This is a genomic window from Lapillicoccus sp. (assembly GCF_025353065.1).
GTDB lineage: Bacteria > Actinomycetota > Actinomycetes > Actinomycetales > Dermatophilaceae > Lapillicoccus.
Genome location: NZ_JANXRJ010000282.1, coordinates 1 through 25,170, shown reverse-complemented (window position 1 = coordinate 25,170; position 25,170 = coordinate 1). Strand labels below are relative to the sequence as shown.

The window sequence follows — 25,170 nt, the reverse complement described above, 5'->3', positions numbered from 1 at the left end:
CTTCGCGGCCTTCGCGGCGGGCGCGGGGAAGTACTTCGGCGGCCTCGACATCAACGCCTTCGCCGCCTACCTGCCGACGGTCTCGCCCTACACCCCGATCACGCCGACCCGCATCGCCGGGACGCTGTAGGCGGGCCCGAGCCACGTGACTCAGCGAGCCACTCGACTCGGTGTGTGCCCGCTGAGTCAGGTGGCTCGACTCGGAGTCACGTATGACGGGTCCGGCGGGTGAGGCCGCCGCTCAGGCCTCGGCGGCCATCGCCTCCATGTCGCGAGGACGCTCCGAGACGAAGCGGTAGCCGACGTTGCGGATCGTGCCGATGAGGAACTCGTGGTCGTGGCCGAGCTTGGCCCGCAGTCGCCGCACATGGACGTCGACGGTGCGCGTGCCGCCGAAGTAGTCGTAGCCCCAGACCTCCTGGAGCAGCTGGGCCCGGCTGAACACCCGACCCGGGTGCTGCGCGAGGAACTTCAGCAGCTCGAACTCCTTGTAGGTGAGGTCGAGCGCCCGCCCACGGACCTTGGCGGAGTAGGTGTTCTCGTCGATCGTGAGGTCACCCGCCTTGATCGGGCCGTTCTCGCCGACCTCGACCCCCTCGGTGCGTGTCATCGCCAGCCGCAGCCGGGCATCCACCTCCGCCGGCCCCGCACTGTCGAGGATGACGTCGTCGACGCCCCACTCGCTGGTCAGGCCGGCCAGCCCGCCCTCGGTGAGGACGACCATGAGCGGGCTGACCAGGCCGGTCGCCCGCAGCACGCGGCACAAGGACTTCGCCTGCGCCAGATCGGTGCGGGCGTCCACGAGGAGGACGTCACCCGCGGGAGCGTCGACGAGGGCCGTCGGCTCTGCCGGGAGGATGCGGACCTGGTGGCTCAGCAGGCCCAGGGCCGGCAGGACCTCCGCGCTGGGAGCCAGCGCGTTGGTGAGCAGGAGCAGGTGGGCCACATGCCCGAGGATAATCGCATGGGGGACCGCTCCACCGCCCACTCCCACACCCTGACCACCCTGACCACCCGAGGAGACGACGATGTCGCCCGACCACGCCGAGGAACGCCCGAGGCAGCCCGCCGTGACGGTCCGCTACTGGGCCGGGGCGCGCGCCGCTGCCGGCGTCGGCGAGGACGTCGTCACCGGTTCGTCGGTGCGTGAGGTCACGGCTGCGGTCGCCGCCCGCCGACCCGCGCTCCTGCCCGTGCTCGCCGTCGCGACGCTGCTCGTGGACGGCGTCCGCCGGGGTCTCGACGACCTCGTCGAACCCGGCGCGGTGCTGGAGGTGCTCCCGCCCTTCGCGGGGGGGTGATGCGAGGATGTTCCGCGTGCACGAAGCCGACCCGGTGATCCACGATCCCTCCGAGACCCGGGCCTCTCGCCGGGCCGCCCGCGCTGCTGCCGTGGAGGCGGCCGCGAACGATGCCCAGGCCCGTGACGCGGTGCCGGTCCCCGTCGTCACGACGGTCGCCACGACCGCGATGGCGCTCCTGGTCGCCGTGTCCGGGCTCTCGGGACAGCTCGTCACCAGCCTGGCGCTGGTCTTCGCCGGCGTCGTCCTCGCCTGGGGCTGGCCCACCCTCCTCGAGTCGCCGTCGCCCCGGTGGTCCGGGGTCGTCGTCGGGATCGGCGGCGTCGCGGTGCCGGCGACGGCGGGACTCACCCCCGACGCCGAGCAGCTGCGCTGGCTGCCGGTCCCCATCGGGATCACCCTCATCCTCTGCTTCCTCCAGCAGCTCCTGCGCCACGACCGGACCCGCCTCACCGAAGGACTCGCCGGGACGATCGCCGGTCTCGCGATCGCGACCGCCGGGGCTCCGCTGGCGGTGGTCCCGGTCTACCCCGGCGGCTCCGCCTTCCTCCTCGCCGCGATGTCGGCGGTCGTCGCCGGCTGCCTCGTCGAGCAGCTCGGCCGGGTCGGGGCCGTGCAGCGGTGGGTCCTCGCGCCGGTCCTGCTGGCCGGCGGGCTCGCGGCATACGCGGTGGCGCTGCTCGCGGACGGGACCCTCACGGCGGTCCCGGCCATGCTCATCGGCGTCCTCGTCGCGGCGATCTCCCACGCCCTGCGCCGGGTCATGGCCGTGCAGCCGACCGCCGCGGCGGTCCCGTCGGCGCTCGCCAACGGGACGGCATCCGTCCTCGTCGTCGGGGTCGTGGTCTATCTCCTGACGCGGGTCTTCGTCGGTTAGTCCCGGCTCCTCTTCAGTAGACGAGGGCCTGCACGCCCGGCGCCAGCGCCTCCTCGACGAACGACGCCGCCCCGGCGATCCGCGCACCCGGCAGCAGGTCGGCCTCGGTGAGCTCACGCCGGGCCGCGCACTGGCTGCAGACCGTGACCGTCGCCTCGGCCAGGAGGACGTCGCGCAGGTCCGCCAACGGAGCGGAGAACGGCAGGCTGAGCTCCTCGGCCCGACCGGGCACGACGAGCCACGTAGCCTCCCCGGTGAGCCACAGGCTGACCTGCGCCCCGGTGGCCAACGCCGTCGCGGCGACGGTCACGCCCTGCGAATAGCGCTCCGGCGCCTCGGCCCCGGTGGTGATCTTGACGAGCAGGCGGCGGGTCGGGACGTCAGGCGCGGGCGGAACGCTCGAGGCAGGCGCGGACGGCGAAGAGGTGCTCACCGGGTCAGGCTACGATCCACGACGTGACCGCCGAAGCCCGCCGCCGCTCCGTATGCCGGGTGGACCGCTGATGTTCACCCTCGACCTCGACCTGCCCGAGCGGCTGCGGCCGCTCGCCTGGCTGATCGGCCGCTGGGAGGGGGTCGGCGTGGTCGGCTACCCCACCATCGAGTCGGTCAACTTCGGGCAGGAGATCATCTGCTCGCACGACGGGCGCGGCTTCCTCGAGTGGCAGAGCCACGCCTGGCTGCTCGACCAGGAGACCGGTGAGCGGGTGCGCCCCCTCGCGACCGAGCTCGGCTTCTGGCGGCCCGGTGAGGACGGCACCGACGTCGAGCTGCTCCTCACGCACCCCACCGGCATCCTCGAGATGTACTACGGCACGATGGAGCCGGCCAAGATCCAGCTCGCCACCGACAGCGTCGTGCGCAGCCCGCTGGCCAAGGAGTACAACGCCGGCACCCGGCTCTACGGCCTCGTCGAGTCGCAGCTGATGTGGGTCATGGACATGGCCGCCGTCGGGCAGCCCCTCCAGAGCCACATCTCGGCCCAGCTCACGCGGATGGACTGAGCTCACGCGGATGGACTGACGGACCCCCTCGCTACCCTTGTCGTCGTGAGCGATCTCGGGTCGGCCCTCCGGGCGCAGGGCAAGCGGGTCACGCCGCAGCGTCGGCGGATCCTCGCTGCCGTCACCGCCCTGGCGCACGCGACTCCCGACGCGGTGGCGAAGGCGGTCGGCGAGGACGGCGGCGTCGAGCTGCCGCTGTCGACGATCTACCGCGGTCTCGAGGTCCTCGAGGAGCTCGGCTTCGTCACGCACACCCACCTCGACCACCACGCCCCGAGCTACCACCTCGCCGAGCACGCGACCCACATCCACCTCGTCTGCCTCGGCTGCGGTCGGGTCGCGGAGGCCGAGGTCGAGGAGGCCGCCGGCTTCACCGGGAATCTTCGGAGCCGTCACGGCTTTGACGCAGACGTGACCCACATGGCGGTCCACGGCTGGTGCGCGGACTGCGCGCCCGACCACGGACCGCACCACGGACAAGGACCCGGATGACCACCGCGCTCGCCTCACCCCTGCTCGGCGCCCCGCGGGCGGTCGCCGGTGAAGGCGTCGACGCCCCCGTGGCCGCGCACTACGGCGACCCGATGCGCGAGCAGCGGCTCCTCGTCGAGCGGCTCGCCGTCGTCGACCTGTCGCACCGGCCCGTCCTCACCGTCACCGGCGCCGACCGGTTGTCCTGGCTGCACTCGCTCACCACCCAGCACCTCCTCGGCCTGCCGGCACGCGAGTCGCGGGAGTCGCTCATCCTCAGCCCAAAGGGGCACATCGAGCACGACCTCCACCTCGTCGACGACGGGGAGACCACCTGGATCACGACCGAGCCCGGCGCGAGCGAGGCCCTGCTCCGGTGGCTCGACTCGATGCGCTTCATGCTCCGGGTCGAGGTCGCGGACGTCTCTGCGGCGTATGCCGTGCTCGGCGAGCCGCACGCCGCGGAGTCCCTGCCGGGAGAGCCCCTCGCGTGGCGCGACCCGTGGCCCGACCTGGTCGGTGAGACCGCGGCATACGGGCCGGAGGTCGGGCACCCCGGCCTCGGCCGCCAATGGCGCGAGCTCATCGTGCCGCGGGCGGACCTCGTTGCCACAGTTGGCGATCGGCCGCTCGCCGGGATGTGGGCGGCTGAGGCGCTGCGCGTGGGTGCGTGGCGCCCGCGGCTCGGCTTCGAGACCGACCACCGCACGCTCGTCCACGAGGTCGACTGGCTGCGCAGCGCCGTCCACCTGCACAAGGGCTGCTACCGCGGGCAGGAGACCGTCGCTCGCGTCCACAACCTCGGCCGACCGCCGCGGCGGCTCGCGTTCCTCCACCTCGACGGCTCGGGCCACATCCTGCCGGCGCGCGGGAGCGCGGTCACCCTCGACGGACGCGCCGTGGGCTTCCTGACCTCGGTGGCCCGGCACTACGAGGACGGGCCGATCGGGCTGGCGCTGGTCAAGCGCAACATCCCGGTCGACGCCGAGCTGCTGATCGGTGACACCGCCGCGGCGCAGACGGAGATCGTCGCCCGCTGACGGCGGGCCTGCGGCGTGCCGCCGCGGCATACCCGGTGGTGCGTGCCTGATTGGATGGGCGGATGAGCCGCAGCGCCGCGTCCACCTTCATCACCGTCGCGCCCACCGGCGCCGAGAGCGCGAAGGCCGACGTGCCCCAGCTGCCCACGACGCTCGAGGAGCTGGTCGAGACGGCGGTGCGCTGCGAGGCTGCCGGCGCCGCGCTCATCCACCTGCACATCCGTGACGCCGAGCACCGGCCGACGCTCGACCACGGGCTGCTGAGCGCGAGCGTCGACGCGCTGCGCGAGTCCACCGACCTCATCGTCCAGCTGTCGACCGGGGGCAGCGTCCACGACCCGCTCGAGCAGCGGCTGACCGTGCTCGATGCCGAGCCCGACTCCTGCTCGCTCACCTGCGGCACGACGAACTTCGGCGCCGACGTCTTCCTCAACCCCTGGCCCTTCATGGTCGAGCTCTACCGCCAGTCGATCGCCCGCGAGGTCGTCCCCGAGTTCGAGCTCTTCGACCTCGGCCACGTCGACTCGTTGCGCCGGCTGCTCGACCAGGAGGGCCTGCCCTACGGCGGCCGCGTGCACGTCGACCTCGTCACCGGCGTGCCGGGCGGTATGCCGGGCACCCCCGCCGCGGTCCTCGCCGCCGTGGCTGCGCTGCCGCCGCAGGTGACGAGCTGGGCCGCGACCGGGATCGGTCGCAGCCACCTGCCCGTCCTCGCGACCGCCCTCGGCGCCGGCGGCCACCTGCGGGTGGGGATGGAGGACAACCTCGCTTACGCGAAGGGCCGGCCCGTGCAGCACAACGAGGAGCTCGTCGCCCGCGCCGCCGAGATCGCGACGGCGATGCAGCGCCCCCCGATGTCGACCACCGACGCCCGCGAGCTGCTGGCGATCAAGCGCCGCTGACCCCCGCGGTTCCCCTCATCTACGTCACCCGCCCTCACCCCCTCTTGTTGCTTCCGGATGGCCCGAATTCGTGGTTGTGACCCCTGATTCGGGCCATCCCGAAGCAACAAGCGGGGGGGGCCGTGAGGCGTGCGTAGCCTCGGCCCGGTATGCCGGTGTGCTCGACCTCACGTCGGCTGCGCTGTCCTCAGTTTGCACAGTGCTAACTCCAGCAAGCATAATGGAGGCATGAGCAAGCTGTCGCCACACGAGCTGGGAGCCTTCCTGCGCGAGCAGCGCCAGGCCGCCCAGCTCTCGTTGCGCCAGCTGTCCGATCTCGCTGGCGTCTCCAACCCCTACCTCTCGCAGATCGAGCGGGGCCTGAAGAAGCCGAGTGCCGAGATCCTCCAACAGCTCGCCCGGGGCCTCCAGGTCTCGGCCGAGTCGCTCTACGTGCACGCCGGGTTCCTGGAGGCGGCCGCCGAGCCACTGGGGAAGTCCCGGGTTCGCGAGGCCATCGCCGCCGACACCGCCCTGACACCACGTCAGCGCGCGGTCCTCGTCGACGTCTACGAGTCGTTCGTCGGGCCCGTGGGCCAGGACGACGGCCACCCGGACGACGACCGACCTGCCGCCCGCAGCGCCGCTGGCACCGACCGGGGCAACGACCAGCCCACCACCACTCCCTCTGCCGCACCCGTCACCCCGAAGTCGAGGGTCTCGGGCGCGCGCACCACCGGGTCGCGCCGCACGCCCCGCGCGACCACCTCCTGAACCCGAAAACCCCCCTCCATCCCGGTAACCCGGGAACACCACCAAGGAGCACATCATGGCTTTTGTTACCGACCTCCGCAGGACCGTCACCGACGCCACCCCCGTCATGGCCGCCGTCGGCATCACCGACCTCGCCGTCGAGAAGGTGCGCGAGGCCCGCGCCCAGGCGCTCGCCACGAGCAAGTCGCTCGCCGCCATCGATCCGAGGGAGGTCCAGCACGAGCTGACCGCCCAGGCCGAGCTGACCGTCCAGCAGGCCAAGGCCACCCCGGCGCACCTGATCAACCGTGGCCTCGAGCTCGCGGGCAAGGCCCAGGAGCAGTACGACGAGCTCGCGGTCCGCGGCGAGAAGCTGGTCCAGCGGATCCGCACCCAGCGCGCGACCCAGGACCTCATCGCCCAGGTCGACCAGACCGTCGCGACCGGCAAGGGCGCCATGACGACCGCCCGCAAGGCCGTTGCCGCCACCCAGACCTCCGCCCGCGCGACGTTCACGACCGGTCGCAAGCAGGCTGCCAAGACGGTCGACGCGATCGCCTCGACCATCGAGGACGACATCGACACGCTCGCCCCGGTCGTCGAGGACTCGGCCAAGCGCACCCGCACCGCCGCCAGGAAGACCGCGACGACCGCACGCAAGGGCGCCGTGAGGACCTCCTCGCGCGCCAAGGCGACGACGACCACCGCCAAGACGGCCACGACCCGGGCACGGGTGGCCGCCGAGGACGCCGCCGCCAAGGTCGGCGACTGACCTTTGCACCCGTTGCGTCCGCGCCGAAGCGACACCGGTACGCCGTTCGCGCGGACGTAGCACTTTGTCACCCCACTGCGTCCGCGCCGACGCGACACCGGTATGCCGTTGGCGCGGACGCTGGGGGGTGGCTGTCAGACTGGAGCGCGTGTCTGAACCGTCCCCGCCCCACAACGCTGTCCCCTCCTCAGCGCTGGCCCAGGCGCCGATCGTCGCCCATGTGGTCCGCTCCGGGTTCGTCGAGAGCGTCCACCGTGGCACCGTCGTCGTGACGGCCCCCGACGGCAGCATCGACTGGGCCGCCGGCGACCCGCGCGGCCCCGTGCTAGCCCGCTCGTCCAACAAGCCGATCCAGGCGCTCGCGATGGTCCGGTCCGGGCTCGACCTCCCGCCGCACCTGCTCGCGCTCGCCTGCTCGAGCCACTCCGGCGAGCCCTTCCACCTCCAGGGCGTCCAGGACATCCTGGCCGGCGCCGGCCTGACCGAGGCCGACCTCCAGAACACCCCGGGCTACCCGATCGACGAGGCCGAGCACGACGCCTGGATCCGCGCCTCGCGACCGAAGAGCCCGCTCGGCCAGAACTGCTCCGGCAAGCACTCCGCGATGCTTGCCACCTGCGTCGCGGCCGGCTGGGAGCCCGCGACCTACCGCGACCCGCTGCACCCCCTGCAGCGGGCCATCACGACGACGATCGAGGAGCTGTCGGGCGAGTCCGTCGTCGCGGTCGCCGTCGACGGGTGCGGTGCCCCGCTGCACGCCTACGCCCTGACCGGCCTCGCCCGCGCCTTCGGGCGCCTCGCCGTGGCCGAGCCGGGCACGGCACCCGGGCGGGTCGCCGACGCGATGCGACTGGAGCCGGCATACCTCGGCGGGACGCACCGCCAAGTGACCGCCCTGGTGCGCGGGTCGGCCGGCCTGATCGCCAAGGACGGCGCCGAGTCGGTGTATGCCGTGGGCCTGCCCGACGGGCGCGGTGTCGCCGTCAAGATCGCCGACGGCTACCCCCGGGCGGCGCCGGTGGTGCTCGCGGCCGCCCTGCGCCGGGTCGGGCTCGACGCGGCCGAGGCGATCGCGACCCTCGAGGAGGCGCCGGTCCTCGGGCACGGCGACCCGGTGGGCGCCATCGTGGCCGTCGGTCTCGACGCCTGAGCCCCCGTGCGCACCGTCCTCCAGCGCGTGACGCGCGCCCGCGTGGTCGTCGGGGGCGTGGTGGTCGGCGAGATCTCCCGGCCGGGGCTGCTCGCCCTCGTCGGCGTCACGCACGACGACGGGCCGGAGCAGGTCGAGCGCACCGCTCGCAAGATCGCGGAGCTGCGGATCCTGCGTGAGGAGCAGTCGGTGGTCGACACCGGCGCCCCGGTCCTCGTCGTCAGCCAGTTCACCCTCTACGGCGACACCCGGAAGGGGCGGCGACCCTCGTGGACGGCCGCCGCCCCCGGGCCGGTGGCCGAACCCCTCGTCGACGGGGTCGTCGCGGCCCTGCGACAACGGGGCATCGAGGTGGCCACGGGAACTTTTGGGGCCGATATGGAGGTTTCCCTGGTGAACGACGGCCCCGTCACCCTCGTCGTCGACGTCTGACCCCCCGGTGACCCGATCCTCGAACTAGGCTTGGTCAACATGCAGCTCTTTAACCAGGTGCAGGGCACGCTCCTGCTCGTCCTCGGCATCGTCGCCCTCGCCTGCGAGGTGTTCGCCCTCGTGGACGCGCTGCGGCATCGGACCGACGCTTACACTGCTGCGGGAAAGCGGACGAAGAGCTTCTGGCTCATCGTGCTCGTCGTCGCCCTCGTCATCGGCGTCGTGACCATCTTCAACGTCCTGGGCTTCGTCGGGATCATCGCCTTCGTCGCCGCCGCCGTGTATCTTGCCGACGTGCGACCGGCTCTGCGCCAGGTCACCGGGCGCGGCGGTAGCCGCAAGAACCAGGGTCCCTACGGCCCCTGGTGACGGTCTGACGCACACGAGCCAACGAGGGGGAGTCTTGACGGGTCTCGAGAGAGAGCGCGGCCCGGCCGAAGAAATTTTCGAGTCCGAGCGACCGTGGGGCGGGTTCCAGCAGCTGGTCTCCAACGAGAGCGTGACGGTCAAGATCATCACGGTCCAGCCCGGCCACCGGCTCTCGCTCCAGCGGCACCAGTCACGGAGCGAGATGTGGACGGTGCTCGACGTGCCGATCGACATCGTCGTCGACGACCGGCAGTGGACGGCCGCACGCGGCGAGACCATCTGGGTCCCCCAGGGAGCAACCCACCGGATGGGCAACAGCGGCGACGCGCCCGGGCGGTTGCTCGAAGTCGCTTTCGGCCACTTCGACGAGGACGACATCGAGCGCCTCGAGGACGACTACGCCCGCACGGAGGGCTGAGCGGCCGGCTTAGATTCGGCGGGTCAGCGACGGGCGACGAACGGTCGTCCGCCCGGCTCGACCGCCGACCAGGCGACGGTGAGCTCCCCGAGACGCCAGCGACCGGGCCCGTCGAGCAGCGGCCACCCCTGCTCGCGCAGGGCGCCGAGCGCGGCCAGACAGCGCTGCCGTACCCCGTATGCCGCGTGCCCGGCCGCGTGGTCCCACGCCCGGTCGAGCGCCATGAGGAACGCGTGCACCGGCTCGCCCGGCACGTTGCGGTGGATGAGCACCTTCGGCAGTCGCTCGGCGACGTCGGACGGCCGCCCGAGGTCGGCCAGCCGGAGCGAGACCGAGAGGCTGACCGGACCCCCGGCCTCGACGGCGACCCACGCACTGCGGCGGCCGAGCTCGTCGCACGTCCCGTCGACGAGCAGCCCTTCGGGAGCCAGTCGCCCGACGACCTCGGCCCAGGCCCCCGCCACCTCGCCCTCGGCATACTGGCGCAGCACGTTGAACGCGCGGACGACCACCGGCCGGGAGCCGCCTTCCAGCGGCACCTCGAAGCCGCCGAGCCGGAAGCTGAGTCCCGGTCGTTCCAGCGGCCGCCCGGCGGCCACCCGCGCGGGGTCGATCTCGATGCCGACGACCTCGACGTCGGGGCGCACGCGGCGCAGCCGGTCGCTGAGCTCGACCGCGGTGACCGGCGAGGCGCCGTAGCCGAGGTCGACGACCACCGGCGGGGTCGGCGACTGCCGCAACCGCCACCCCTGCGGCCCGGCGATCCAGCGGTCGACGCGACGCAGCCGGTTCGGGTTGGTCGTGCCGCGGGTCACGACCCCGATCGGTTTCGCGCGCGCCACACGGCGAGCGTATGCCGTGCCATCCTCGGCGGATGCGCAGCGTCTACGAGGCCGCCGGTGGCACGGAGGGCCTGGTCCGCCTCGCCGGGGCTTGGCACAGGCGGGTGATGGCCGACGAGGTCGTCGCCCACGCGTTCAGTCACGGGTTCCATCCCGATCACGCTGAGCGGCTCGCGGCATACTGGGGTGAGGCGCTGGGAGGGCCGACCGCCTACTCCGCCAAGGTCGGTGACGAGTCGTCGGTGGTGCGGACGCACAGCGGCAACGGCCGCCACGAGGAGATGGACCGTCGCGCCATCGCCTGTTTCGACGAGGCGATGACGGACGTCGGGATCGTCACGGGCGACCTGGGCGAGCCGGGCGAGCCGCTGAGGGCGACGCTCCACGACTACTTCGCCTGGGCGACGACCACGACGATGGCTCGCTACCACGAGTCCGCGGCCGATGTGCCTGACGGTCTCCCCTTCCCGCACTGGTCGTGGGACGGCCTGACCCAGGGGCCTTGACGCTGCGTCATCGGGGTTGACGCTGGTGATCACGGGCGTCGACCCTCTTGACGCAGCGTCAACCCTCTCGCGGGGGCGCTGGCGGCACGGACATACCGGGAATGGCCCATCAGGACCTGGCGTTGCACTTTTCCGTGGGCAGCCTCGATGTGATCCGCCGCGTGGCGATGCTCAGCGTCCACACCTCGCCGCTCGCGCAACCCGGCACCGGCGACGCCGGCGGCCTCAACGTCTACGTCGCCGAGGTCGCCCGTCAGCTCGCGGCCCGCGGCACCGAGGTCGAGATCTTCACCCGGGCCACGACCGGCTCGCTGCCGCCGATCGTCGAGATGTCCCCCGGGGTGCTCGTCCGACACGTCACTGCCGGTCCTTTCGAGGGACTCGGCAAGAACGACCTGCCGGGCCAGCTGTGCGCCTTCGCGGCCGGGGTGATGCGGGCCGAGGCGGCGCGCCCGGAGGGCTTCTACGACGTCATCCACTCGCACTACTGGCTCTCTGGTCAGGTCGGCTGGCTCGCGACCGACCGCTGGGACGTCCCGCTCGTCCACACGATGCACACCATGGCGCGCGTCAAGAACCTCCACCTCGCCAGCGACGACACCCCCGAGCCGCCCGGTCGGGAGATCGGCGAGGTGCAGGTCGTCCAGGCCGCCGACCGGCTCGTGGCCAACACCGCGCTCGAGGCGCGCGAGCTCGTCGACCTGTATGCCGCGGCCCCGGCCAAGGTCCGCGTCGTGCCGCCGGGGGTCGACCTCGACGTCTTCACGCCCGGGTCGCGCAAGGCCGCGCGGCTCGGCCTCGGGATCCCCCGGGACGCCCTGATGCTCCTCTTCGTCGGTCGCATCCAGCCGCTGAAGGGCCCTGACGTCCTGCTGCGGGCAGCGGCCGAGCTGCTGCGCCGACGTCCCGACTGGCGCGACCGGCTCGTCGTGGGCGTCCTCGGTGGGCCCTCCGGCACGGGTCTCGCGCGACCGCGGCAGCTCGAGGAGCTCGCCGCCGAGCTCGGGATCCACGACGTCGTGCGCTTCGTGCCGCCGGTCGACCGGGCCACCCTCGCGTGCTGGTACCGCGCTGCCGACGTCGTCACCGTCCCTTCCCACAACGAGTCGTTCGGACTCGTCGCCATCGAGGCCCAGGCCTGCGGCACACCGGTGGTGGCGGCCGAGGTCGGCGGGCTCCCGGTGGCGGTCGGCGACGCCGGGCTACTCGTGCCGACGCACCGGACCGACGACTGGGCCGACGCGATCGAGGCGCTGCTGACGGACGACGCGCGTCGGGACGAGCTCGGCCGGCGCTCGGTCGCCCACGCGGCCGGCTTCGGGTGGCGAGCCACGACCGATCGCCTCCTCGAGGTCTATGCCGAGGCCCGCCGCTCACGCCGACGCGCCGAGCACTTCTCGTTCGCCGGTGCGGGCACCCTCGCGGACGTGTCGAGCGCTGTGATTCCCTGAGGGGATGGACTCCCCGACGGATCAGGACATCGCGACGGACCAGGACATCGCGACGGACCATGACAGCGCGACCGGCCAGGGCGCTGACCCTCGCGTCGGGCCGGTCGACGCGCTCGTGCGCGACTACCTCGACGAGGCCGAGATCGCCTGGGAGCTCGGGGGCCGTCCCAGCGAGTACGTGATCAGCCTCCCCGGCGAGAAGAAGCTCAAGACCGTCGTGTCGCTCGTGGTGAGGGCGCACAAGACCTCGATCTCGGCTTTCGTCATCCGCAACCCCGACGAGAACCACGAGGCGTTCTACCGCCACCTGCTGCGCCGCAACCTGCGGATGCCCGGCCTCGCGTATGCCGTGGACAGCTCCGGCGACGTCTACGTCAAGGGCGACGTGCCCTCGTCCGCCGTCGACGCGGCATACCTGGACCAGCTGTTCGGCGTCGTCCTCGACGCTGCCGACACCCCCTTCAACGACCTGCTCGCCCTCGGCTTCCTCTCCTCGATGAAGAAGGAGTGGGCCTGGCGCCTCTCCCGCGGGGAGTCCGTCCGCAACCTCGAGGCGTTCCGGCCCCTGCTCGAGCGCAGCGAGAACCGCGAGGACACCAGCGCCCCATCATGACGACGGTCTGGGTCGCAGCGTGGCAGTTCCAGTGCTGTGGGCAGAAGTTCGGGGTGGGTGACACCGTCACGTGGGGGTTGGTGCCTGAGCGCTCCAGCCACCTCGGGGCACTGATCGGCAGCCGTCGCGCGCAGGAGGGGGCATGGTCGGAGTCGCACCACGGTCCCGGGGACGCCGAGCTTCAGCGCGGCCGGATCACCTCCCTGGAGGCGGTCTGGGTCGCCTTCGCCCCCCGGCAGGGGAGCGGTGGGTCGCTCGAACCTGTGCCCGGCAGCGCAGTGACCTGCGCCATCACGCGGGCCGACGTCTGGGCCGAACCGCAGGGCAACCTCCGGTTCCTCGGCTGGCTCGCGGAGCTCGACGCGCTGGAGCCGGTCTCGGAGGCCTGACCGGGCAGGGCCCGGGGTGACCTCAGTCGGTCGCCACGGGCCCTGCCGGTGGTGGTGCGCAGTGCGGCGTATGCCGCGTCGGTCGTCTCCTGCGTCAGCGCAGGTCGTAGCGGTCGAGGTCCATGACCTTGACCCACGCCGCGACGAAGTCGGCAACGAACTTCTCCTGCGCGTCGTCGCTGGCGTAGACCTCCGCGACGGCCCGCAGCTCCGAGTTCGAGCCGAAGACGAGGTCGTTGCGCGTGCCGGTCCAGCGCACCTCGCCGGTGGCGCGGTCACGGGCCTCGAAGGTCGAGGCGTCCTCGCTCGTCGAGCTCCACGCCGTGCCCATGTCGAGCAGGTTGACGAAGAAGTCGTTGGTCAGGGTCTCCGGCCGGGAGGTCAGGACGCCCAGCGAGGACTGCTGGAAGTTCGCCCCGAGGACGCGCAGGCCACCGACGAGGACCGTCATCTGCGGGGCGCTGAGGGTGAGCAGGTTCGCCCGGTCGACCAGGTGGTACTCGGCCGGCAGGCGACCGCCCTTGCCGAGGAAGTTGATGAACCCGTCGGCCGAGGGCTCGAGCGCGGCGAACGACTCCACGTCGGTCTGCTCCTGGGTCGCATCTGTGCGACCCGGGCGGAACGGCACCTGGATCTCGTGGCCCGCGTTGCGGGCGGCCTGCTCGACGCCGGCGTTGCCGGCCAGCACGATGAGGTCGGCCAGCGAGATCTTCGTGCCCCCGGTCTGACTGGCGTTGAAGTCCCGCTGGACCGTCTCGAGCGCGGTCAGCACGGCGCCCAGGTTGCCGGGCTCGTTGACCTCCCAGCTGCGCTGGGGTTCCAACCGGATGCGGGCGCCGTTCGCGCCACCGCGCTTGTCGCTGCCCCGGAAGGACGAGGCGGCCGCCCAGGCCACCCCCACGAGCTGCGAGACGGTGAGGCCGGTCGCGAGGACCTTCGCCTTGAGGGCGGCGACGTCATCGACACCGACGAGGTCGTGGTCGACCGCAGGCACCGGGTCCTGCCACAGGAGCGTCTCCTGCGGCACGAGCGCGCCGAGGTAGCGGTCCTTCGGACCCATGTCGCGGTGGGTCAGCTTGAACCACGCGCGGGCGAAGGCGTCGGCGAACTCGGCCGGGTTCTCGTGGAAGCGTCGCGAGATCTGCTCGTAGACCGGGTCGACGCGCATCGAGATGTCGGTCGTGAGCATCGTCGGAACGCGACGCGGGGAGTCTTCGGTCGGACCGGGGATCGTGCCCGTACCGCCGCCGTCGACCGGCTGCCACTGCCAGGCGCCGGCCGGGCTCTTGGTGACCTCCCACTCGTAGCCGAAGAGGTTGTCGAAGTAGCCGTTGGACCACTGCGTCGGCGTCGAGGTCCAGGTGACCTCGAGGCCGCTGGTGATCGCGTCCGCGCCCACCCCGGAGTTGTAGCCGTTCTTCCACCCGAAGCCGAGCTGCTCCATCGGTGCCCCCTCGGGCTCCGGCCCGACGTGGTCGTCCGGCGTGGAGGCGCCGTGGGTCTTGCCGAAGGTGTGGCCACCGGCGATGAGGGCGACGGTCTCCTCGTCGTTCATCGCCATCCGCAGGAAGGTCTCGCGGATGTCGTGGGCCGCCGCGACCGGGTCGGGCTTCCCGTTGGGGCCCTCGGGGTTGACGTAGATGAGGCCCATCTGGACCGCGGCCAGCGGGTTCTCCAGCTGGCGCTCGCCGTGGTAGCGCTCGTCGCCGAGCCAGGTGCGCTCGGGACCCCAGTAGATGTCCTGGTCGGGCTCGTAGACGTCCTCGCGGCCGCCGGCGTAGCCGAACGTCTCGAAGCCCATCGACTCCAGGGCCGAGTTGCCGGCGAACACCAGCAGGTCGGCCCAGGACAGCGAGCGGCCGTACTTCTGCTTGACCGGCCACAGCAGCCGCCGGGCCTTGTCGAGGTTGCCGTTGTCGGGCCAGCTGTTGAGCGGGGCGAAGCGCTGCATGCCGGCGCCGGCGCCGCCGCGGCCGTCCTGGATGCGGTAGGTGCCCGCGCTGTGCCACGCCATCCGGATGAACAGCCCGCCGTAGTGGCCGAAGTCGGCCGGCCACCAGTCCTGCGAGGTGGTCATGACCTGCTCGAGGTCCTGGCGGAGCTCACCGAGGTCGACGGTCTGGAACGCGGCCTTGTAGCTGAAGTCCGGGTCCATCGGGTTGGCCACGGTGGGGTGCTTGCGCAGGATGGCGAGGTTGAGCTGCTCGGGCCACCACTCGCGGTTGCTGCCGCCGGCGACGGGCTCGGGGAACTGCTGGGGGGCGACCGGGCACTGGGCACCGGTCTCGTCGTTCATGTCAGCCACACGGGTGTCGTGGTCGGTCACGAGGGGTCCTTTCGAGAGGGTGTCGCGGGTTGGGGACTGCGTTCTCGGTTGGTGCGGTTCGGGCTTGGTGGCGTTCGGGACTGGTCGTGGTCAGGCCGCCGCGCAGCTGGGGCAGGTGCCCCAGTAGATGACCTCGGCCTCGTCGATCACGAAACCGTTGTCGTCGGACGCGACCAGGCAGGGCGCTTCGCCGACGGCGCAGTCCACGTCGGTGATGGCGCCACAGCCGCGGCACACGGCGTGGTGGTGGTTGTCGCCGACGCGGGCCTCGTAGCGGGCGACGGAGCCGAGCGGCTGGATCCGCCGCACCAGGCCGGCGGTGGTGAGGACCCGCAGCACGTCGTAGACCGCCTGGTGGGACACCTGTCCCAGCTCGGACCGGACGTCTCGGAGCACCGAGTCCGTGTCGACGTGCGGGTGCGCGTGCACCGCGCCGAGCACCGCGACCCGCGGCCGGGTGACCCGCAGCCGGGCCTGCCGGAGCAGCTGCTCGACCTCCACCTGCTCGGACACGCTGTGGGGCATCCTCTGTCCTGGCACCCTGTGATCATGTCGCTTTTCTGGAATAGGTCAAGTCTGGGGGCCACCTGTCGAGACGAGCCGCCACTAGGGTGACCGCATGACCTTCACGCTCGTCCTGCTCCGCCACGGCGAGAGCGTCTGGAACGCCGAGAACCGCTTCACCGGGTGGACCGACGTCGACCTCTCCGACAAGGGCCGGACGGAGGCCGTGGCCGGGGGCGCGCTGCTCAAGGAGGCCGGTGTGCTGCCCGACGTCGTGCACACCTCGGTGCTCCGGCGCGCCATCACCACCGCCAACCTCGCGCTCGACACCGCGGACCGGCACTGGATCCCCGTGCGCCGCAACTGGCGCCTCAACGAGCGGCACTACGGCGACCTCCAGGGCAAGAACAAGAAGGAGACCATGGAGGCGTTCGGCGAGGAGCAGTTCATGCTCTGGCGCCGCTCCTACGACACGCCCCCGCCGCCCATCGCCGACGACAGCGACTTCACCCAGGCGGGCGACCCGCGATATGCCGGTCTCGGCGACCTGATGCCGAGGACGGAGTGCCTGAAGGACGTCGTGGCTCGGATGCTTCCCTACTGGGAGAACGAGGTCCGCGCCGACCTCGTGGCCGGCAAGGTCGTCCTCCTCGTCGCCCACGGCAACTCGCTGCGCGCACTCGTCAAGCACCTCGACGGCATCAGCGACGGCGACATCGCGGCGCTCAACATCCCGACCGGGATGCCGCTGGTCTACGAGATCGGCGACGACTTCATGCCGGTGACCCGAGGCGGTCGCTACCTCGACCCGGAGGCCGCTGCCACGGCTGCTGCTGCGGTGGCGAACCAGGGTCGCTGAACGGCATACCCCCAGCCGGTATGCCGTGTCGGGCCGTCGCGTGGCTCAGGCGCTCGCAGCACCGGGCCGCAGCACCGTCTCGCCGCTGGCTTCTTCCTCTTCCTCGTGGTCGAGCTCGACGCCGGCCGCGAACTGCCCGGTGACGAGGTAGACGACCCGGCGTGCGACCGAGACGGCGTGGTCGGCGAAGCGCTCGTAGTAGCGGCCGAGGAGGGTGAGGTCGACGACCGTCTCGGCCGTGAACGTCGCGCGGTCGGACAGCAGCGCGGCGAAGAGCTGGCGGTGCAGCTCGTCCATCGCGTCGTCGTCCTTCTCGAGACTGATCGCCGTCTCGGTGTCCTTCGAGGCGATCACGGAGCCCGCCTTGGTGACGATCCGCTCGGCGACCTGGCCCATCTCGAGGATGTGCGAGGTCAGTGAGGCGGGGACGGCCTTCTCGGGATAGCGCAGCCGGGCCACCTTGGCGATGTGCCGCGCGAGGTCACCCATCCGCTCGAGGTCTGAGCTCATCCGCATCGAGGTGACGACGATCCGCAGGTCGGTGGCGACCGGCTGCTGGCGGGCCAGCAGGTCGATCGAGAGCGCATCGAGGTTCTCGCGCATCTCGTCGAGCTCCTCGTCGGCGGCGATCACGCTCTCGGCGAGGTGCACGTCGGCGTCGAGGAGGGCGGTGGTCGCCCGCGCCATCGCGGAGCCCGCGAGGTGCGTCATCTCGACGAGCTGGTCGGTAATCGTGTCGAGGTCCTCATGGAAGGCGTCACGCATGGAATCAGTCCTTGATCGGCGTCGAGCGGGCACGCGTCGGGCAGCGTGAGAGTGGCACGGTGCAGTGAACGACGAGCGCCGATCAGGTGAACAATCCGCTCGATGGCCCCTCCTGACAGTAATCGTGGTCCATCGCGAGGGACACTCGCAACTACGCTGACGCTGTGGACGTGACGACCGCAGCGGTGCTCGGCGGTGTGGCCGGAGTGGTCATCACCGTCGTCGCAGTCGTAGCGGTCCGTCTGTCCGAACGCCAGCAGCGGGGGGGACCCGAGCGCATGGAGGGGATGACCACCTCGAGCTCGCGGCTGCCTGCAGGTGTCGGTGACGTCCTCGCGGTCCTGCGCTCGAGCGGCATCGTGCTGGACTCCGCCGACGCCGTGGTCAACAACTCACCGGCCGCCGTCTCGCACGGACTGGTCCGGGGCGGCGAGCTCGTGCACCCCGAGCTGCTCGCCCTGGCCCGCCAGGTGCGTCGGGACGGCATCATCAGGGAGGCCGAGCTCGAGCTGCCCCGCGGACCGATGGGCCGGCCCAGCCTCGTGGTCGGCGCCCGGGTCGCCCCGCTCGGTGGCTCGCACGTGCTCCTCCTCGTCGACGACCGGAGCCAGGCGAAGCGGGTGGAGGAGGTGCGCCGCGACTTCGTCGCCAACGTCTCGCACGAGCTCAAGACACCGGTCGGGGGACTCGCCCTCCTCGCGGAGGCCGTCCTCGACGCGCACGACGACCCCGACGCGGTGATCCGGTTCGCGAAACGGATGCAGGTCGAGTCGACCCGCCTGACCCGGCTCGTGCAGGAGATCGTGGACCTCTCCCGGCTGCAGGTCGCCGACACCCTGTCCGACCCCCAGCGCGTCGATCTCTCGGCGGCCGCTCACGAAGCCGTCGAACGCTCCCGGCTCCCGGCCGAGGGCAAGCGCATCGAGATCGCCCTGGTGGAGTCGCCCGGCGCTGACGTGTGGGGTGAGCCGGAGCTCCTCACGACGGCCATCCGCAACCTCATCGGTAACGCGATCGCCTACTCCGACAACGGAACCCGCGTCACCGTCAAGGTCAGCGCGGGGAGCGACGACATCGTGTCCGTCGCGGTGACCGATCAGGGCCAGGGCATCCCGCTCGCCGACCAGCAGCGGATCTTCGAGCGGTTCTACCGCGTCGACGGCGCCCGCTCCCGGGCGACCGGCGGCACCGGGCTCGGCCTCGCGATCGTCAAGCACGTCTGCGCCAACCACGGCGGCGAGGCCACCGTCTGGAGCGAGCCCGGGCGCGGGTCGACCTTCACCATGCGCCTGCCCGCCGCCGCCGTCGGTCGGCGGGCCGCCGCCTCGGGCCGCGCGATGGAGGACGCCGACACGGTGCCCGATGCCGGCCAGACGACACCGGAGCCGCCGGAGCCACCGGAGCCGCCGGAGCCGCCGGAGCTACCGGAGCCGCCGGAGCGGCCGGCCGAGCGGCATACGGCGTCCTCCACCAGTCCCACCCCGAGCCCCACCCCGAGCGCGAGAGCCGAGGTTCCATGAGCCGCATTTTGGTCGTCGAGGACGAGGAGTCCTACTCCGACCCCCTGTCCTACCTCCTGCGCAAGGAGGGCTACGAGGTGGCGATCGCCGAGACGGGTCCTGACGCCCTGACCGAGTTCGACAAGAACGGCGCCGACCTCGTACTGCTCGACCTGATGCTCCCCGGGCTCCCCGGTGTCGACGTCTGTCGGGCGCTGCGGCAACGGTCGTCGGTGCCGGTCATCATGCTCACCGCCAAGGACAGCGAGATCGACAAGGTCGTGGGCCTCGAGATCGGCGCGGACGACTACGTGACCAAGCCCTACTCCTCGCGTGAGCTGCTCGCCCGGATCAAGGCGGTCCTGCGGCGGCTCGCCGAGCCCGAGGACCTCTTGCCCGTGACCCTCGAGGCCGGGCCGGTCCGGATGGATGTCGAGCGCCACATCGTCACGGTGAGCGGGCAGCAGACCGCGTTGCCGCTGAAGGAGTTCGAGCTGCTCGAGATCCTGCTGCGCAACGCCGGCCGTGTGCTGACCCGGATGCAGCTGATCGACCGGGTTTGGGGCAGCGACTACGTGGGGGACACCAAGACCCTCGACGTGCACGTCAAGCGGCTGCGGGCCAAGATCGAGCCCGACCCGGGGACGCCGCAGTACATCGTCACCGTGCGGGGACTCGGCTACAAGTTCGAGGCGCTCTGACCCACGCCCAGGCTGGCCCGCCGGGGTCAGCCGGCGGTCGTCTTCGTGCCGACCGGCAGGGTGGTCGACGAGCTCGGTGTGGGCGTGTCCGTCGGCGTCAGCGAGGCGTAGGGGCTGCCTTCCGTCGGCGCGAGGACGGGCACCGCGACCATGACCTGTCCTGTCGGCGTCGTCATGACGATGTTGGTCAGGGCGCCGGGCGCGACCGCGACGTTGGGAATGGTGATCGTCTCGATGCGCAGCTGCTCGCGCGGCTTGAGCTGGACCTTGCCGGCGCTCTGGTTGGAGGCGGCGGCCTCCTGGCTCGCGAAGGCGACCTGGATGGTGTCGATGCCGGTATTGATGAGCGACCCCGAGAGATAGCCCGGGTCTCCCTTGGCGGCAGCCACGATCAGCAGGTCGCGCGCCTCGATCGGCCCGCTCGAGGCGGCGACGCCGTCGGCCGGCTGGTAGGGCACCAACGTCTGCAGCGGGGACTGGCTCGAGCAGCCGGCGACGGCGACGAAGGCGAAGGCACTGGCGACGACAGCGAAGCCGCGACGCGGGCGCCGGGTGCTCGGGGTCGCGGGTGCCTCGGGCGCGGTGCGGGAAGCAGGCCGGTTCACAGGCACCAGCCTACCGGTGCCCGATCCCCCGGCTGCGTGGGCCCACGGCGACGCCCACGGCCGCATCGGGAGCGAGGTCGCGGCATTGCTGGGCTGCTTCCACCGCGCGTTGCATGTTTCCGACGATGTTGTCAAGAGGGAAGAAACACCCTTCGCTTCGGCGACCAAGGCTCTGACCTGCGCAAACAGCATCTGTCGAGTCGCATCTCAGGTCCCGTACGTGGTACTCTAAGGGTCGCGAAAGGGGAAAACAGCGAATGGTTTTCAAGGTCGGAGAAACGGTCGTGTACCCCCACCACGGGGCGGCACTGATCGAAGGCATCAACACCCGCACTGTCCGCGGCGAGGAAAAGCTCTACCTCAAGCTCAAGGTCGCCCAAGGCGACCTGACGATCGAGGTGCCTGCCGAGAACTGCGATCTCGTGGGTGTCCGCGACGTCGTCGGGCAGGAAGGCCTGGACAAGGTCTTCGAGGTGCTGCGTGCCCCGCACACTGAGGAGCCCACCAACTGGTCTCGCCGTTACAAGGCCAACCTCGAGAAGCTCGCCTCCGGTGACGTGATCAAGGTGGCCGAGGTCGTGCGTGACCTGTGGCGTCGCGACAAGGATCGTGGGCTGTCTGCGGGCGAGAAGCGGATGCTGGCCAAGGCGCGGCAGATCCTCGTCTCCGAGCTCGCGCTCGCTGAGAAGACCAACGAGGACAAGGCCGAGGCCATCCTCGACGAGGTCCTCGCTTCCTGAGCACCCGTTCAGTTTCCTGATGGCTCGACCACCGGCCCGATGACCTCGTCCGCGGGCCGGTGGGGTCGTGCTGGCGGGACGGGCCCGGTGGCGGTCGTGATTGTCGCGGCCGGCTCGGGCAGTCGGCTCGGAGCCGACGGCCCGAAAGCGTTCGTCGAGGTCGAGGGAACGGCGCTGCTCACCCATGCCGTATGCCGCGCCGTCGCCTCTGTCGACATCGCCTACCTCGTCGTCGTCGCCCCTCCCCACCACCTCACGGAGGCGGCGGGCTGCGTCGCCGCAGGTATCGCTGGTGTTGCGGGCCCGGTGGTCGACGGCCTCGTCACGGCGGTGGTGCCCGGCGGACCCGAGCGTGGTGACTCCGTGATGGCCGGGCTCGCGGTGCTGCCCGCCGATATCGAGGTCGTGCTCGTGCACGATGCCGCACGGGCGCTCGCCCCTGCCGCCCTCTTCGACGCCGTGGTCGCCGCGGTCCGCGGCGGCCACCCCGCAGTGGTGCCCGGCCTGCCCGTCGTCGACACCATCAAGGAGGTCGACGAGGCGGGTGTCGTCCGCGCGACGCCCGTCCGGGCCCGGCTGCGTGCCGTGCAGACCCCTCAGGGTTTCGACCGGGCGGTCCTCGACCGGGCCCACGCTGCCGCAGCCGACCAGGCGACCGACGACGCGGCCCTCGTGGAGCGACTCGGTCTGCCGGTGCTCGTCATCCCCGGCGACCTGTTGGCGCACAAGATCACGACCCCGGCCGATCTCGGGCTGGCCGCCCTCCTGCTGCGCCGCGGTGCGTGACCACCGACATGATGGGTGTGTCGCCGCGGCACGTCACCCGCTGACGTTGACCCCGGACACCCGTGACCGGCCGACCGAAGGAGCCCGATGAGCACCCGCACCGCTGTCGTCACCGGAGGAGGCTCCGGCATCGGAGCGGCCACCGCGACCCGACTCGTCGCCGACGGCTTCGACGTGGTCGTCTGCGGGCGCCGCTCGGGGCCGCTGGACGAGGTCGTGGCCGCGCTCGGTCCGGCCTGCCGGGCGGTCGTCCTCGACGTCACCGACCGCGCGGCGGTCCGGGCGGCCGCGGCGGAGATCGGCTCCTGCGACGTCCTGGTCAACAACGCCGGCGGTGCCCTCGGCACCGACCGGGTCGATGGCGGTGACCCCGACGAGTGGCGCTCGATGTTCGAGTCCAACGTCATCGGCACCCTCCACGTCACCCAGGCCCTCCTGCCGGCCCTCCGGCGCTCGCCCGCCGCGACGATCGTCAACGTCACATCCATCGCCGCGCTGCTCACCTACGAGGGCGGCGCCGGCTACACCGCAGCCAAGCACGCCGAGAGCGCCCTCACCGAGACCCTGCGCCTCGAGCTCAACGGCACCCAGGTCCGCGTCATCGAGATCGCCCCGGGGATGGTGCAGACGGAAGGGTTCTCGCTCGTGCGCAACCACGGAGACCAGGACAAGGCCGACGCGGTGTATGCGGGGGTCGACCGCCCCCTCGTCGCCGACGACGTCGCCGCCTGCATCGCCTTCTGCGTCGGGCTGCCGCAGCACGTCAACATCGACCGGCTGGTCGTCAAGCCGCTCGCCCAGGCGGCCCCGCACAAGGTGCACAGGGCGTCGATCCCCTGGGACGGCGAGGATGTCTGACCGCGAGGTGGCGCCTGGGCTGACGGGCCTCACGACGCGTGTCGGGCTCGTGGTCCTCGGCGGTCTGCCGGGGTCGGGCAAGACGACGATCGCCACGGCGCTGGCGCGGCGCACCGGTGCCGCCCACGTGCGGGTCGACACGATCGAGCAGGCGGTCGTCGACAGCGGGCTGGCGGCTCACCCCGTCGGGGTCGTCGGCTACGTCGTCGCGTATGCCGTCGCCGGTGACCAGCTCGCCCTCGGCCACCCCGTCGTCGCGGACGGCGTCAACGCGCTCGAGGTCACGCGGACGGCCTGGCGGGCGGTGGCTCGCCGCCACGCCGTCCCGGTGCTCGAGGTCGAGGTCGTCTGCACCGACGCGGGGCTCCACGAAGAGCGGGCCACGAGCCGCCCCACCGACGTCGAGGGTCTGGTCAAGCCCGACTGGGCCCAGATCCAGGCACGGCGCAACGATCCCTGGTCGCCCGACCTGACGGTGGACACGGCCCGCACCGGCGTCCAGGAGGCGGTCGACCGCATCATCGACGCGGCCCCGTGGTGGTCCGGTCGCCCCGCCGACCTCGGGCACGGCACGGCGGTCGGTGGCTCCTCCTCCGGGAGCTGGTGATGGCAGCGGGTGGGGAGTCAGCGGCCGGCGAGCCGGCGGCATACCGGCTGCCGCGGGTCGGGGTGGGTGTCGACGTGCACGCCCTCGCACCAACGGGATCCGACCGCGAGCTCTGGGTGGCCGGCTTGCTCTGGCCGGGGGAGCGAGGCCTCGTCGGGCACTCCGACGCCGACGTCGCCGCCCACGCAGCCTGCGACGCGCTGTTCTCGGCGGCGGGTCTCGGCGACCTCGGTGCCCACTTCGGCACCGACCGGCCGGAGCTCGTGGGGGCCTCCGGGACGACCCTGCTCGCCGAGGCCGCACGCCTGGTCCGCGAGGCCGGCTACGCGATCGGCAACGTCGCGGTGCAGGTCGTCGGTAACGGCCCGAAGGTCGGCACCCGCCGCGCCGAGGCCCAGGCCGCGCTCTCCGCGGCGGCAGGCGCCCCTGTCTCCGTGGCCGGCACGACCACCGACGGCCTCGGCCTCACCGGTCGCGGCGAGGGCGTCGCCGCCGTCGCCACCGCCCTCGTCGTCCCCCGCTGACCCCCTTCCGCCGCGTAGCCGCCACCCCTACCTCGTTCCGAACACACGTTTTGTCAAGTCCGAGGGATCCGGAGGCATGGAAACTCGCTAGAACGTGTGCTTGGAACGGAAGGGTGGGGGCTACGGGCGCAGCAAGAGCGCGAAGTCGATCGCCAGGGGGCGCCAGGACCGGCGCAGCTCCAGCTCGGCGTCGGCGATCTCGGCGAGGCACGCATCGACGTCGACGCCCCGCCCGGCCGCCTCGACGCGGTCGTGCTCCGCCCAGGGGGTGAAGGCCTGCACACCCACCTCGGGATGCCACTGCACGCCCCAGACGGTCGGAGCGAAGCGGGCCGCCTGCAGCTCGCCGGTGGCGGCCCGGGCCAGCACGACCGTCCCGGGCGGCGCCTCCATCACGATGTCGTGGTTGAGGTGGATGCCGCGGGGGCCGCAGTCGCCGAGGACCGGGTCGTCGCTCGCGGCTGCCAGCCAGCCGATCTTCTGGAGCCCGAACTGCTGACCGGCCGGGTTGACCACGACCTCGCCGCCGAGTGCCGCACCGATGAGCTGGTGCCCGAGACAGATGCCCAGCGTCGGTATGCCGTCCTGCGCGGCCTCCCGCACCAGCGCCTTCGTCGGGCCCAGCCACTCGTAGTCCGCGTCGTCGTTCGCGCCCATGTGGCCACCGAGGACGAGCAGCCCGGCATGGCCGGACAGGTCCTCGGGGAGGGGGTGCCCGGCATACGGATGGCGGACGTCGAGCGTTGCTCCGGCGTCGGTCAGCCACTCACCGACCCAGCCCGGCAGGCACTGGTCCTCGTGCTGGACGACGAGGACGGGACGAGGCGGCGGCCGCTGACCCTCGAAGGACATGGCGCGAGAGTAACGCGCCGCACGGGCGCTGCGGCCGGTGTGATGTGCTTGTCCCCGCTCGACGCACTACGCCACCGTCGCCGAAAGGGAGCCGTCATGCCGCAGACCGTCAAGGGAGTCATCGCCCGTACCAAGGGGGCCGACGTGGAGCTCGTGGACGTCGTCGTCCCCGACCCTGGCCCGGGTGAGGCCGTGGTGAAGATCGAGGCCTGCGGCGTCTGCCACACGGACCTGCACTACCGCGAGGGCGGCATCAACGACGAGTTCCCCTTCCT

Annotated in this window: 33 protein-coding genes; 25 read left to right on the top strand and 8 right to left on the bottom strand. The window is 71.9% G+C overall.

Features of this window, described 5'->3' with window-relative positions:
* Nucleotides 1-241: 241 nt before the first annotated feature.
* On the bottom strand, nucleotides 242-946 hold the full coding sequence (locus Q0R63_RS20655; protein WP_295701671.1) for a response regulator transcription factor: 705 nt from the start codon (nucleotides 944-946) through the stop codon (nucleotides 242-244).
* Nucleotides 947-1,028: 82 nt separating this feature from the next.
* On the opposite strand from Q0R63_RS20655, the gene Q0R63_RS20650 reads away from it, so the two are divergent.
* Entirely contained in the window at nucleotides 1,029-1,301 is a 273-nt protein-coding gene (locus Q0R63_RS20650; RefSeq protein ID WP_295701669.1) for a MoaD/ThiS family protein, read from the top strand.
* 16 nt (nucleotides 1,302-1,317) lie between these two features.
* Nucleotides 1,318-2,178 (top strand): hypothetical protein, encoded by an 861-nt coding sequence (locus Q0R63_RS20645; RefSeq protein WP_295701666.1) that lies wholly within the window; start codon nucleotides 1,318-1,320, stop codon nucleotides 2,176-2,178.
* Between the two features lie 13 nt (nucleotides 2,179-2,191).
* On the opposite strand, the gene Q0R63_RS20640 is transcribed toward Q0R63_RS20645, so the two are convergent.
* A complete protein-coding gene (locus Q0R63_RS20640; RefSeq protein ID WP_295701664.1) occupies nucleotides 2,192-2,611 on the bottom strand; it encodes a DsrE family protein in 420 nt (139 codons plus the stop codon).
* Between the two features lie 67 nt (nucleotides 2,612-2,678).
* Here Q0R63_RS20640 and Q0R63_RS20635 point away from each other — a divergent pair, with 67 nt between their 5' ends.
* The 10 genes from Q0R63_RS20635 to Q0R63_RS20590 all read left to right on the top strand — a co-directional run bounded on the left by Q0R63_RS20635 (nucleotide 2,679) and on the right by Q0R63_RS20590 (nucleotide 9,468).
* The gene (locus tag Q0R63_RS20635; protein WP_295701677.1) at nucleotides 2,679-3,182 is read left to right on the top strand and encodes an FABP family protein; all 504 of its coding nucleotides are present in this window, start codon (nucleotides 2,679-2,681) and stop codon (nucleotides 3,180-3,182) included.
* Between the two features lie 45 nt (nucleotides 3,183-3,227).
* Nucleotides 3,228-3,674, top strand: a complete 447-nt coding sequence (locus tag Q0R63_RS20630; protein ID WP_295701663.1) for a transcriptional repressor — start codon at nucleotides 3,228-3,230, stop codon at nucleotides 3,672-3,674.
* Complete coding sequence (locus Q0R63_RS20625; protein ID WP_295701661.1) at nucleotides 3,671-4,693, top strand: folate-binding protein; 1,023 nt, start codon at nucleotides 3,671-3,673, stop codon at nucleotides 4,691-4,693. Before Q0R63_RS20630 ends, Q0R63_RS20625 begins: the two co-directional genes overlap by 4 nt.
* A gap of 62 nt (nucleotides 4,694-4,755) precedes the next feature.
* Nucleotides 4,756-5,595 (top strand): 3-keto-5-aminohexanoate cleavage protein, encoded by an 840-nt coding sequence (locus tag Q0R63_RS20620; RefSeq protein ID WP_295701659.1) that lies wholly within the window; start codon nucleotides 4,756-4,758, stop codon nucleotides 5,593-5,595.
* A 228-nt stretch (nucleotides 5,596-5,823) separates the two neighbouring features.
* Nucleotides 5,824-6,348 (top strand): helix-turn-helix transcriptional regulator, encoded by a 525-nt coding sequence (locus Q0R63_RS20615; RefSeq protein ID WP_295701657.1) that lies wholly within the window; start codon nucleotides 5,824-5,826, stop codon nucleotides 6,346-6,348.
* 55 nt (nucleotides 6,349-6,403) lie between these two features.
* Nucleotides 6,404-7,099, top strand: a complete 696-nt coding sequence (locus Q0R63_RS20610) for a hypothetical protein (RefSeq protein ID WP_295701655.1) — start codon at nucleotides 6,404-6,406, stop codon at nucleotides 7,097-7,099.
* Nucleotides 7,100-7,247: 148 nt separating this feature from the next.
* Complete coding sequence (locus Q0R63_RS20605; RefSeq protein ID WP_295701653.1) at nucleotides 7,248-8,249, top strand: asparaginase; 1,002 nt, start codon at nucleotides 7,248-7,250, stop codon at nucleotides 8,247-8,249.
* A gap of 6 nt (nucleotides 8,250-8,255) precedes the next feature.
* Nucleotides 8,256-8,681, top strand: coding sequence for a D-aminoacyl-tRNA deacylase (gene dtd / locus Q0R63_RS20600; protein ID WP_295701651.1), 426 nt, complete (start codon nucleotides 8,256-8,258; stop codon nucleotides 8,679-8,681).
* Nucleotides 8,682-8,720: 39 nt separating this feature from the next.
* Entirely contained in the window at nucleotides 8,721-9,050 is a 330-nt protein-coding gene (locus Q0R63_RS20595; RefSeq protein WP_295701649.1) for a DUF2516 family protein, read from the top strand.
* A gap of 34 nt (nucleotides 9,051-9,084) precedes the next feature.
* Nucleotides 9,085-9,468 carry a phosphomannose isomerase type II C-terminal cupin domain gene (locus Q0R63_RS20590; protein ID WP_295701648.1) on the top strand — a complete coding sequence of 128 codons (384 nt, stop codon included), beginning with the start codon at nucleotides 9,085-9,087 and terminating at the stop codon, nucleotides 9,466-9,468.
* Between the two features lie 23 nt (nucleotides 9,469-9,491).
* On the opposite strand, the gene Q0R63_RS20585 is transcribed toward Q0R63_RS20590, so the two are convergent.
* A complete protein-coding gene (locus Q0R63_RS20585; protein ID WP_295701646.1) occupies nucleotides 9,492-10,310 on the bottom strand; it encodes a class I SAM-dependent methyltransferase in 819 nt (272 codons plus the stop codon).
* Nucleotides 10,311-10,342: 32 nt separating this feature from the next.
* On the opposite strand from Q0R63_RS20585, the gene Q0R63_RS20580 reads away from it, so the two are divergent.
* The 4 genes from Q0R63_RS20580 (at nucleotide 10,343) to Q0R63_RS20565 (ending at nucleotide 13,269) form a co-directional block, all read left to right on the top strand.
* Nucleotides 10,343-10,816, top strand: coding sequence for a group II truncated hemoglobin (locus tag Q0R63_RS20580; RefSeq protein ID WP_295701644.1), 474 nt, complete (start codon nucleotides 10,343-10,345; stop codon nucleotides 10,814-10,816).
* Nucleotides 10,817-10,917: 101 nt separating this feature from the next.
* On the top strand, nucleotides 10,918-12,267 hold the full coding sequence (gene mshA / locus Q0R63_RS20575) for a D-inositol-3-phosphate glycosyltransferase (protein ID WP_295701642.1): 1,350 nt from the start codon (nucleotides 10,918-10,920) through the stop codon (nucleotides 12,265-12,267).
* Between the two features lie 4 nt (nucleotides 12,268-12,271).
* Nucleotides 12,272-12,880, top strand: a complete 609-nt coding sequence (locus Q0R63_RS20570) for a YbjN domain-containing protein (RefSeq protein WP_295701640.1) — start codon at nucleotides 12,272-12,274, stop codon at nucleotides 12,878-12,880.
* Nucleotides 12,877-13,269, top strand: coding sequence for a DUF6578 domain-containing protein (locus Q0R63_RS20565; protein WP_295701639.1), 393 nt, complete (start codon nucleotides 12,877-12,879; stop codon nucleotides 13,267-13,269). The genes Q0R63_RS20570 and Q0R63_RS20565 overlap by 4 nt, the downstream gene beginning before the upstream one ends.
* Nucleotides 13,270-13,363: 94 nt before the next feature.
* Here Q0R63_RS20565 and katG read toward each other — a convergent pair whose 3' ends face one another.
* Complete coding sequence (katG, locus tag Q0R63_RS20560) at nucleotides 13,364-15,565, bottom strand: catalase/peroxidase HPI (RefSeq protein WP_295701675.1); 2,202 nt, start codon at nucleotides 15,563-15,565, stop codon at nucleotides 13,364-13,366.
* Between the two features lie 120 nt (nucleotides 15,566-15,685).
* A complete protein-coding gene (locus Q0R63_RS20555; protein ID WP_295701637.1) occupies nucleotides 15,686-16,120 on the bottom strand; it encodes a Fur family transcriptional regulator in 435 nt (144 codons plus the stop codon).
* Nucleotides 16,121-16,214: 94 nt separating this feature from the next.
* On the opposite strand from Q0R63_RS20555, the gene Q0R63_RS20550 reads away from it, so the two are divergent.
* Nucleotides 16,215-16,958: a phosphoglyceromutase gene (locus Q0R63_RS20550; protein WP_295701635.1), complete on the top strand. Its 744-nt coding sequence runs from the start codon at nucleotides 16,215-16,217 to the stop codon at nucleotides 16,956-16,958.
* 45 nt (nucleotides 16,959-17,003) lie between these two features.
* Here Q0R63_RS20550 and phoU read toward each other — a convergent pair whose 3' ends face one another.
* Nucleotides 17,004-17,723 carry a phosphate signaling complex protein PhoU gene (phoU, locus tag Q0R63_RS20545; protein WP_295701633.1) on the bottom strand — a complete coding sequence of 240 codons (720 nt, stop codon included), beginning with the start codon at nucleotides 17,721-17,723 and terminating at the stop codon, nucleotides 17,004-17,006.
* Between the two features lie 170 nt (nucleotides 17,724-17,893).
* Here phoU and Q0R63_RS20540 point away from each other — a divergent pair, with 170 nt between their 5' ends.
* Nucleotides 17,894-19,243: an ATP-binding protein gene (locus Q0R63_RS20540; protein WP_366521184.1), complete on the top strand. Its 1,350-nt coding sequence runs from the start codon at nucleotides 17,894-17,896 to the stop codon at nucleotides 19,241-19,243.
* A complete protein-coding gene (locus Q0R63_RS20535) occupies nucleotides 19,240-19,923 on the top strand; it encodes a response regulator transcription factor (protein WP_295701629.1) in 684 nt (227 codons plus the stop codon). The genes Q0R63_RS20540 and Q0R63_RS20535 overlap by 4 nt, the downstream gene beginning before the upstream one ends.
* A 26-nt stretch (nucleotides 19,924-19,949) precedes the next feature.
* Here Q0R63_RS20535 and Q0R63_RS20530 read toward each other — a convergent pair whose 3' ends face one another.
* A complete protein-coding gene (locus Q0R63_RS20530; RefSeq protein ID WP_295701627.1) occupies nucleotides 19,950-20,528 on the bottom strand; it encodes a hypothetical protein in 579 nt (192 codons plus the stop codon).
* Between the two features lie 257 nt (nucleotides 20,529-20,785).
* Between Q0R63_RS20530 and Q0R63_RS20525 the strand changes: the two genes are divergently transcribed.
* The 5 genes from Q0R63_RS20525 to ispF all read left to right on the top strand — a co-directional run bounded on the left by Q0R63_RS20525 (nucleotide 20,786) and on the right by ispF (nucleotide 24,043).
* A complete protein-coding gene (locus tag Q0R63_RS20525; RefSeq protein ID WP_295701625.1) occupies nucleotides 20,786-21,268 on the top strand; it encodes a CarD family transcriptional regulator in 483 nt (160 codons plus the stop codon).
* An 87-nt stretch (nucleotides 21,269-21,355) separates the two neighbouring features.
* The gene (gene ispD, locus Q0R63_RS20520; protein WP_295701623.1) at nucleotides 21,356-22,054 is read left to right on the top strand and encodes a 2-C-methyl-D-erythritol 4-phosphate cytidylyltransferase; all 699 of its coding nucleotides are present in this window, start codon (nucleotides 21,356-21,358) and stop codon (nucleotides 22,052-22,054) included.
* Nucleotides 22,055-22,141: 87 nt separating this feature from the next.
* A complete protein-coding gene (locus Q0R63_RS20515; RefSeq protein ID WP_295701621.1) occupies nucleotides 22,142-22,912 on the top strand; it encodes an SDR family NAD(P)-dependent oxidoreductase in 771 nt (256 codons plus the stop codon).
* Nucleotides 22,905-23,519 (top strand): AAA family ATPase, encoded by a 615-nt coding sequence (locus Q0R63_RS20510; protein ID WP_295701619.1) that lies wholly within the window; start codon nucleotides 22,905-22,907, stop codon nucleotides 23,517-23,519. Before Q0R63_RS20515 ends, Q0R63_RS20510 begins: the two co-directional genes overlap by 8 nt.
* Nucleotides 23,519-24,043: a 2-C-methyl-D-erythritol 2,4-cyclodiphosphate synthase gene (gene ispF, locus Q0R63_RS20505; protein WP_295701617.1), complete on the top strand. Its 525-nt coding sequence runs from the start codon at nucleotides 23,519-23,521 to the stop codon at nucleotides 24,041-24,043. Before Q0R63_RS20510 ends, ispF begins: the two co-directional genes overlap by 1 nt.
* A 120-nt stretch (nucleotides 24,044-24,163) precedes the next feature.
* On the opposite strand, the gene Q0R63_RS20500 is transcribed toward ispF, so the two are convergent.
* Nucleotides 24,164-24,895, bottom strand: coding sequence for a type 1 glutamine amidotransferase (locus tag Q0R63_RS20500; protein ID WP_295701615.1), 732 nt, complete (start codon nucleotides 24,893-24,895; stop codon nucleotides 24,164-24,166).
* Between the two features lie 96 nt (nucleotides 24,896-24,991).
* Between Q0R63_RS20500 and Q0R63_RS20495 the strand changes: the two genes are divergently transcribed.
* Nucleotides 24,992-25,170 (top strand): alcohol dehydrogenase catalytic domain-containing protein (locus tag Q0R63_RS20495; protein ID WP_295701673.1); only part of this gene is annotated, 179 nt, incomplete at its 3' end.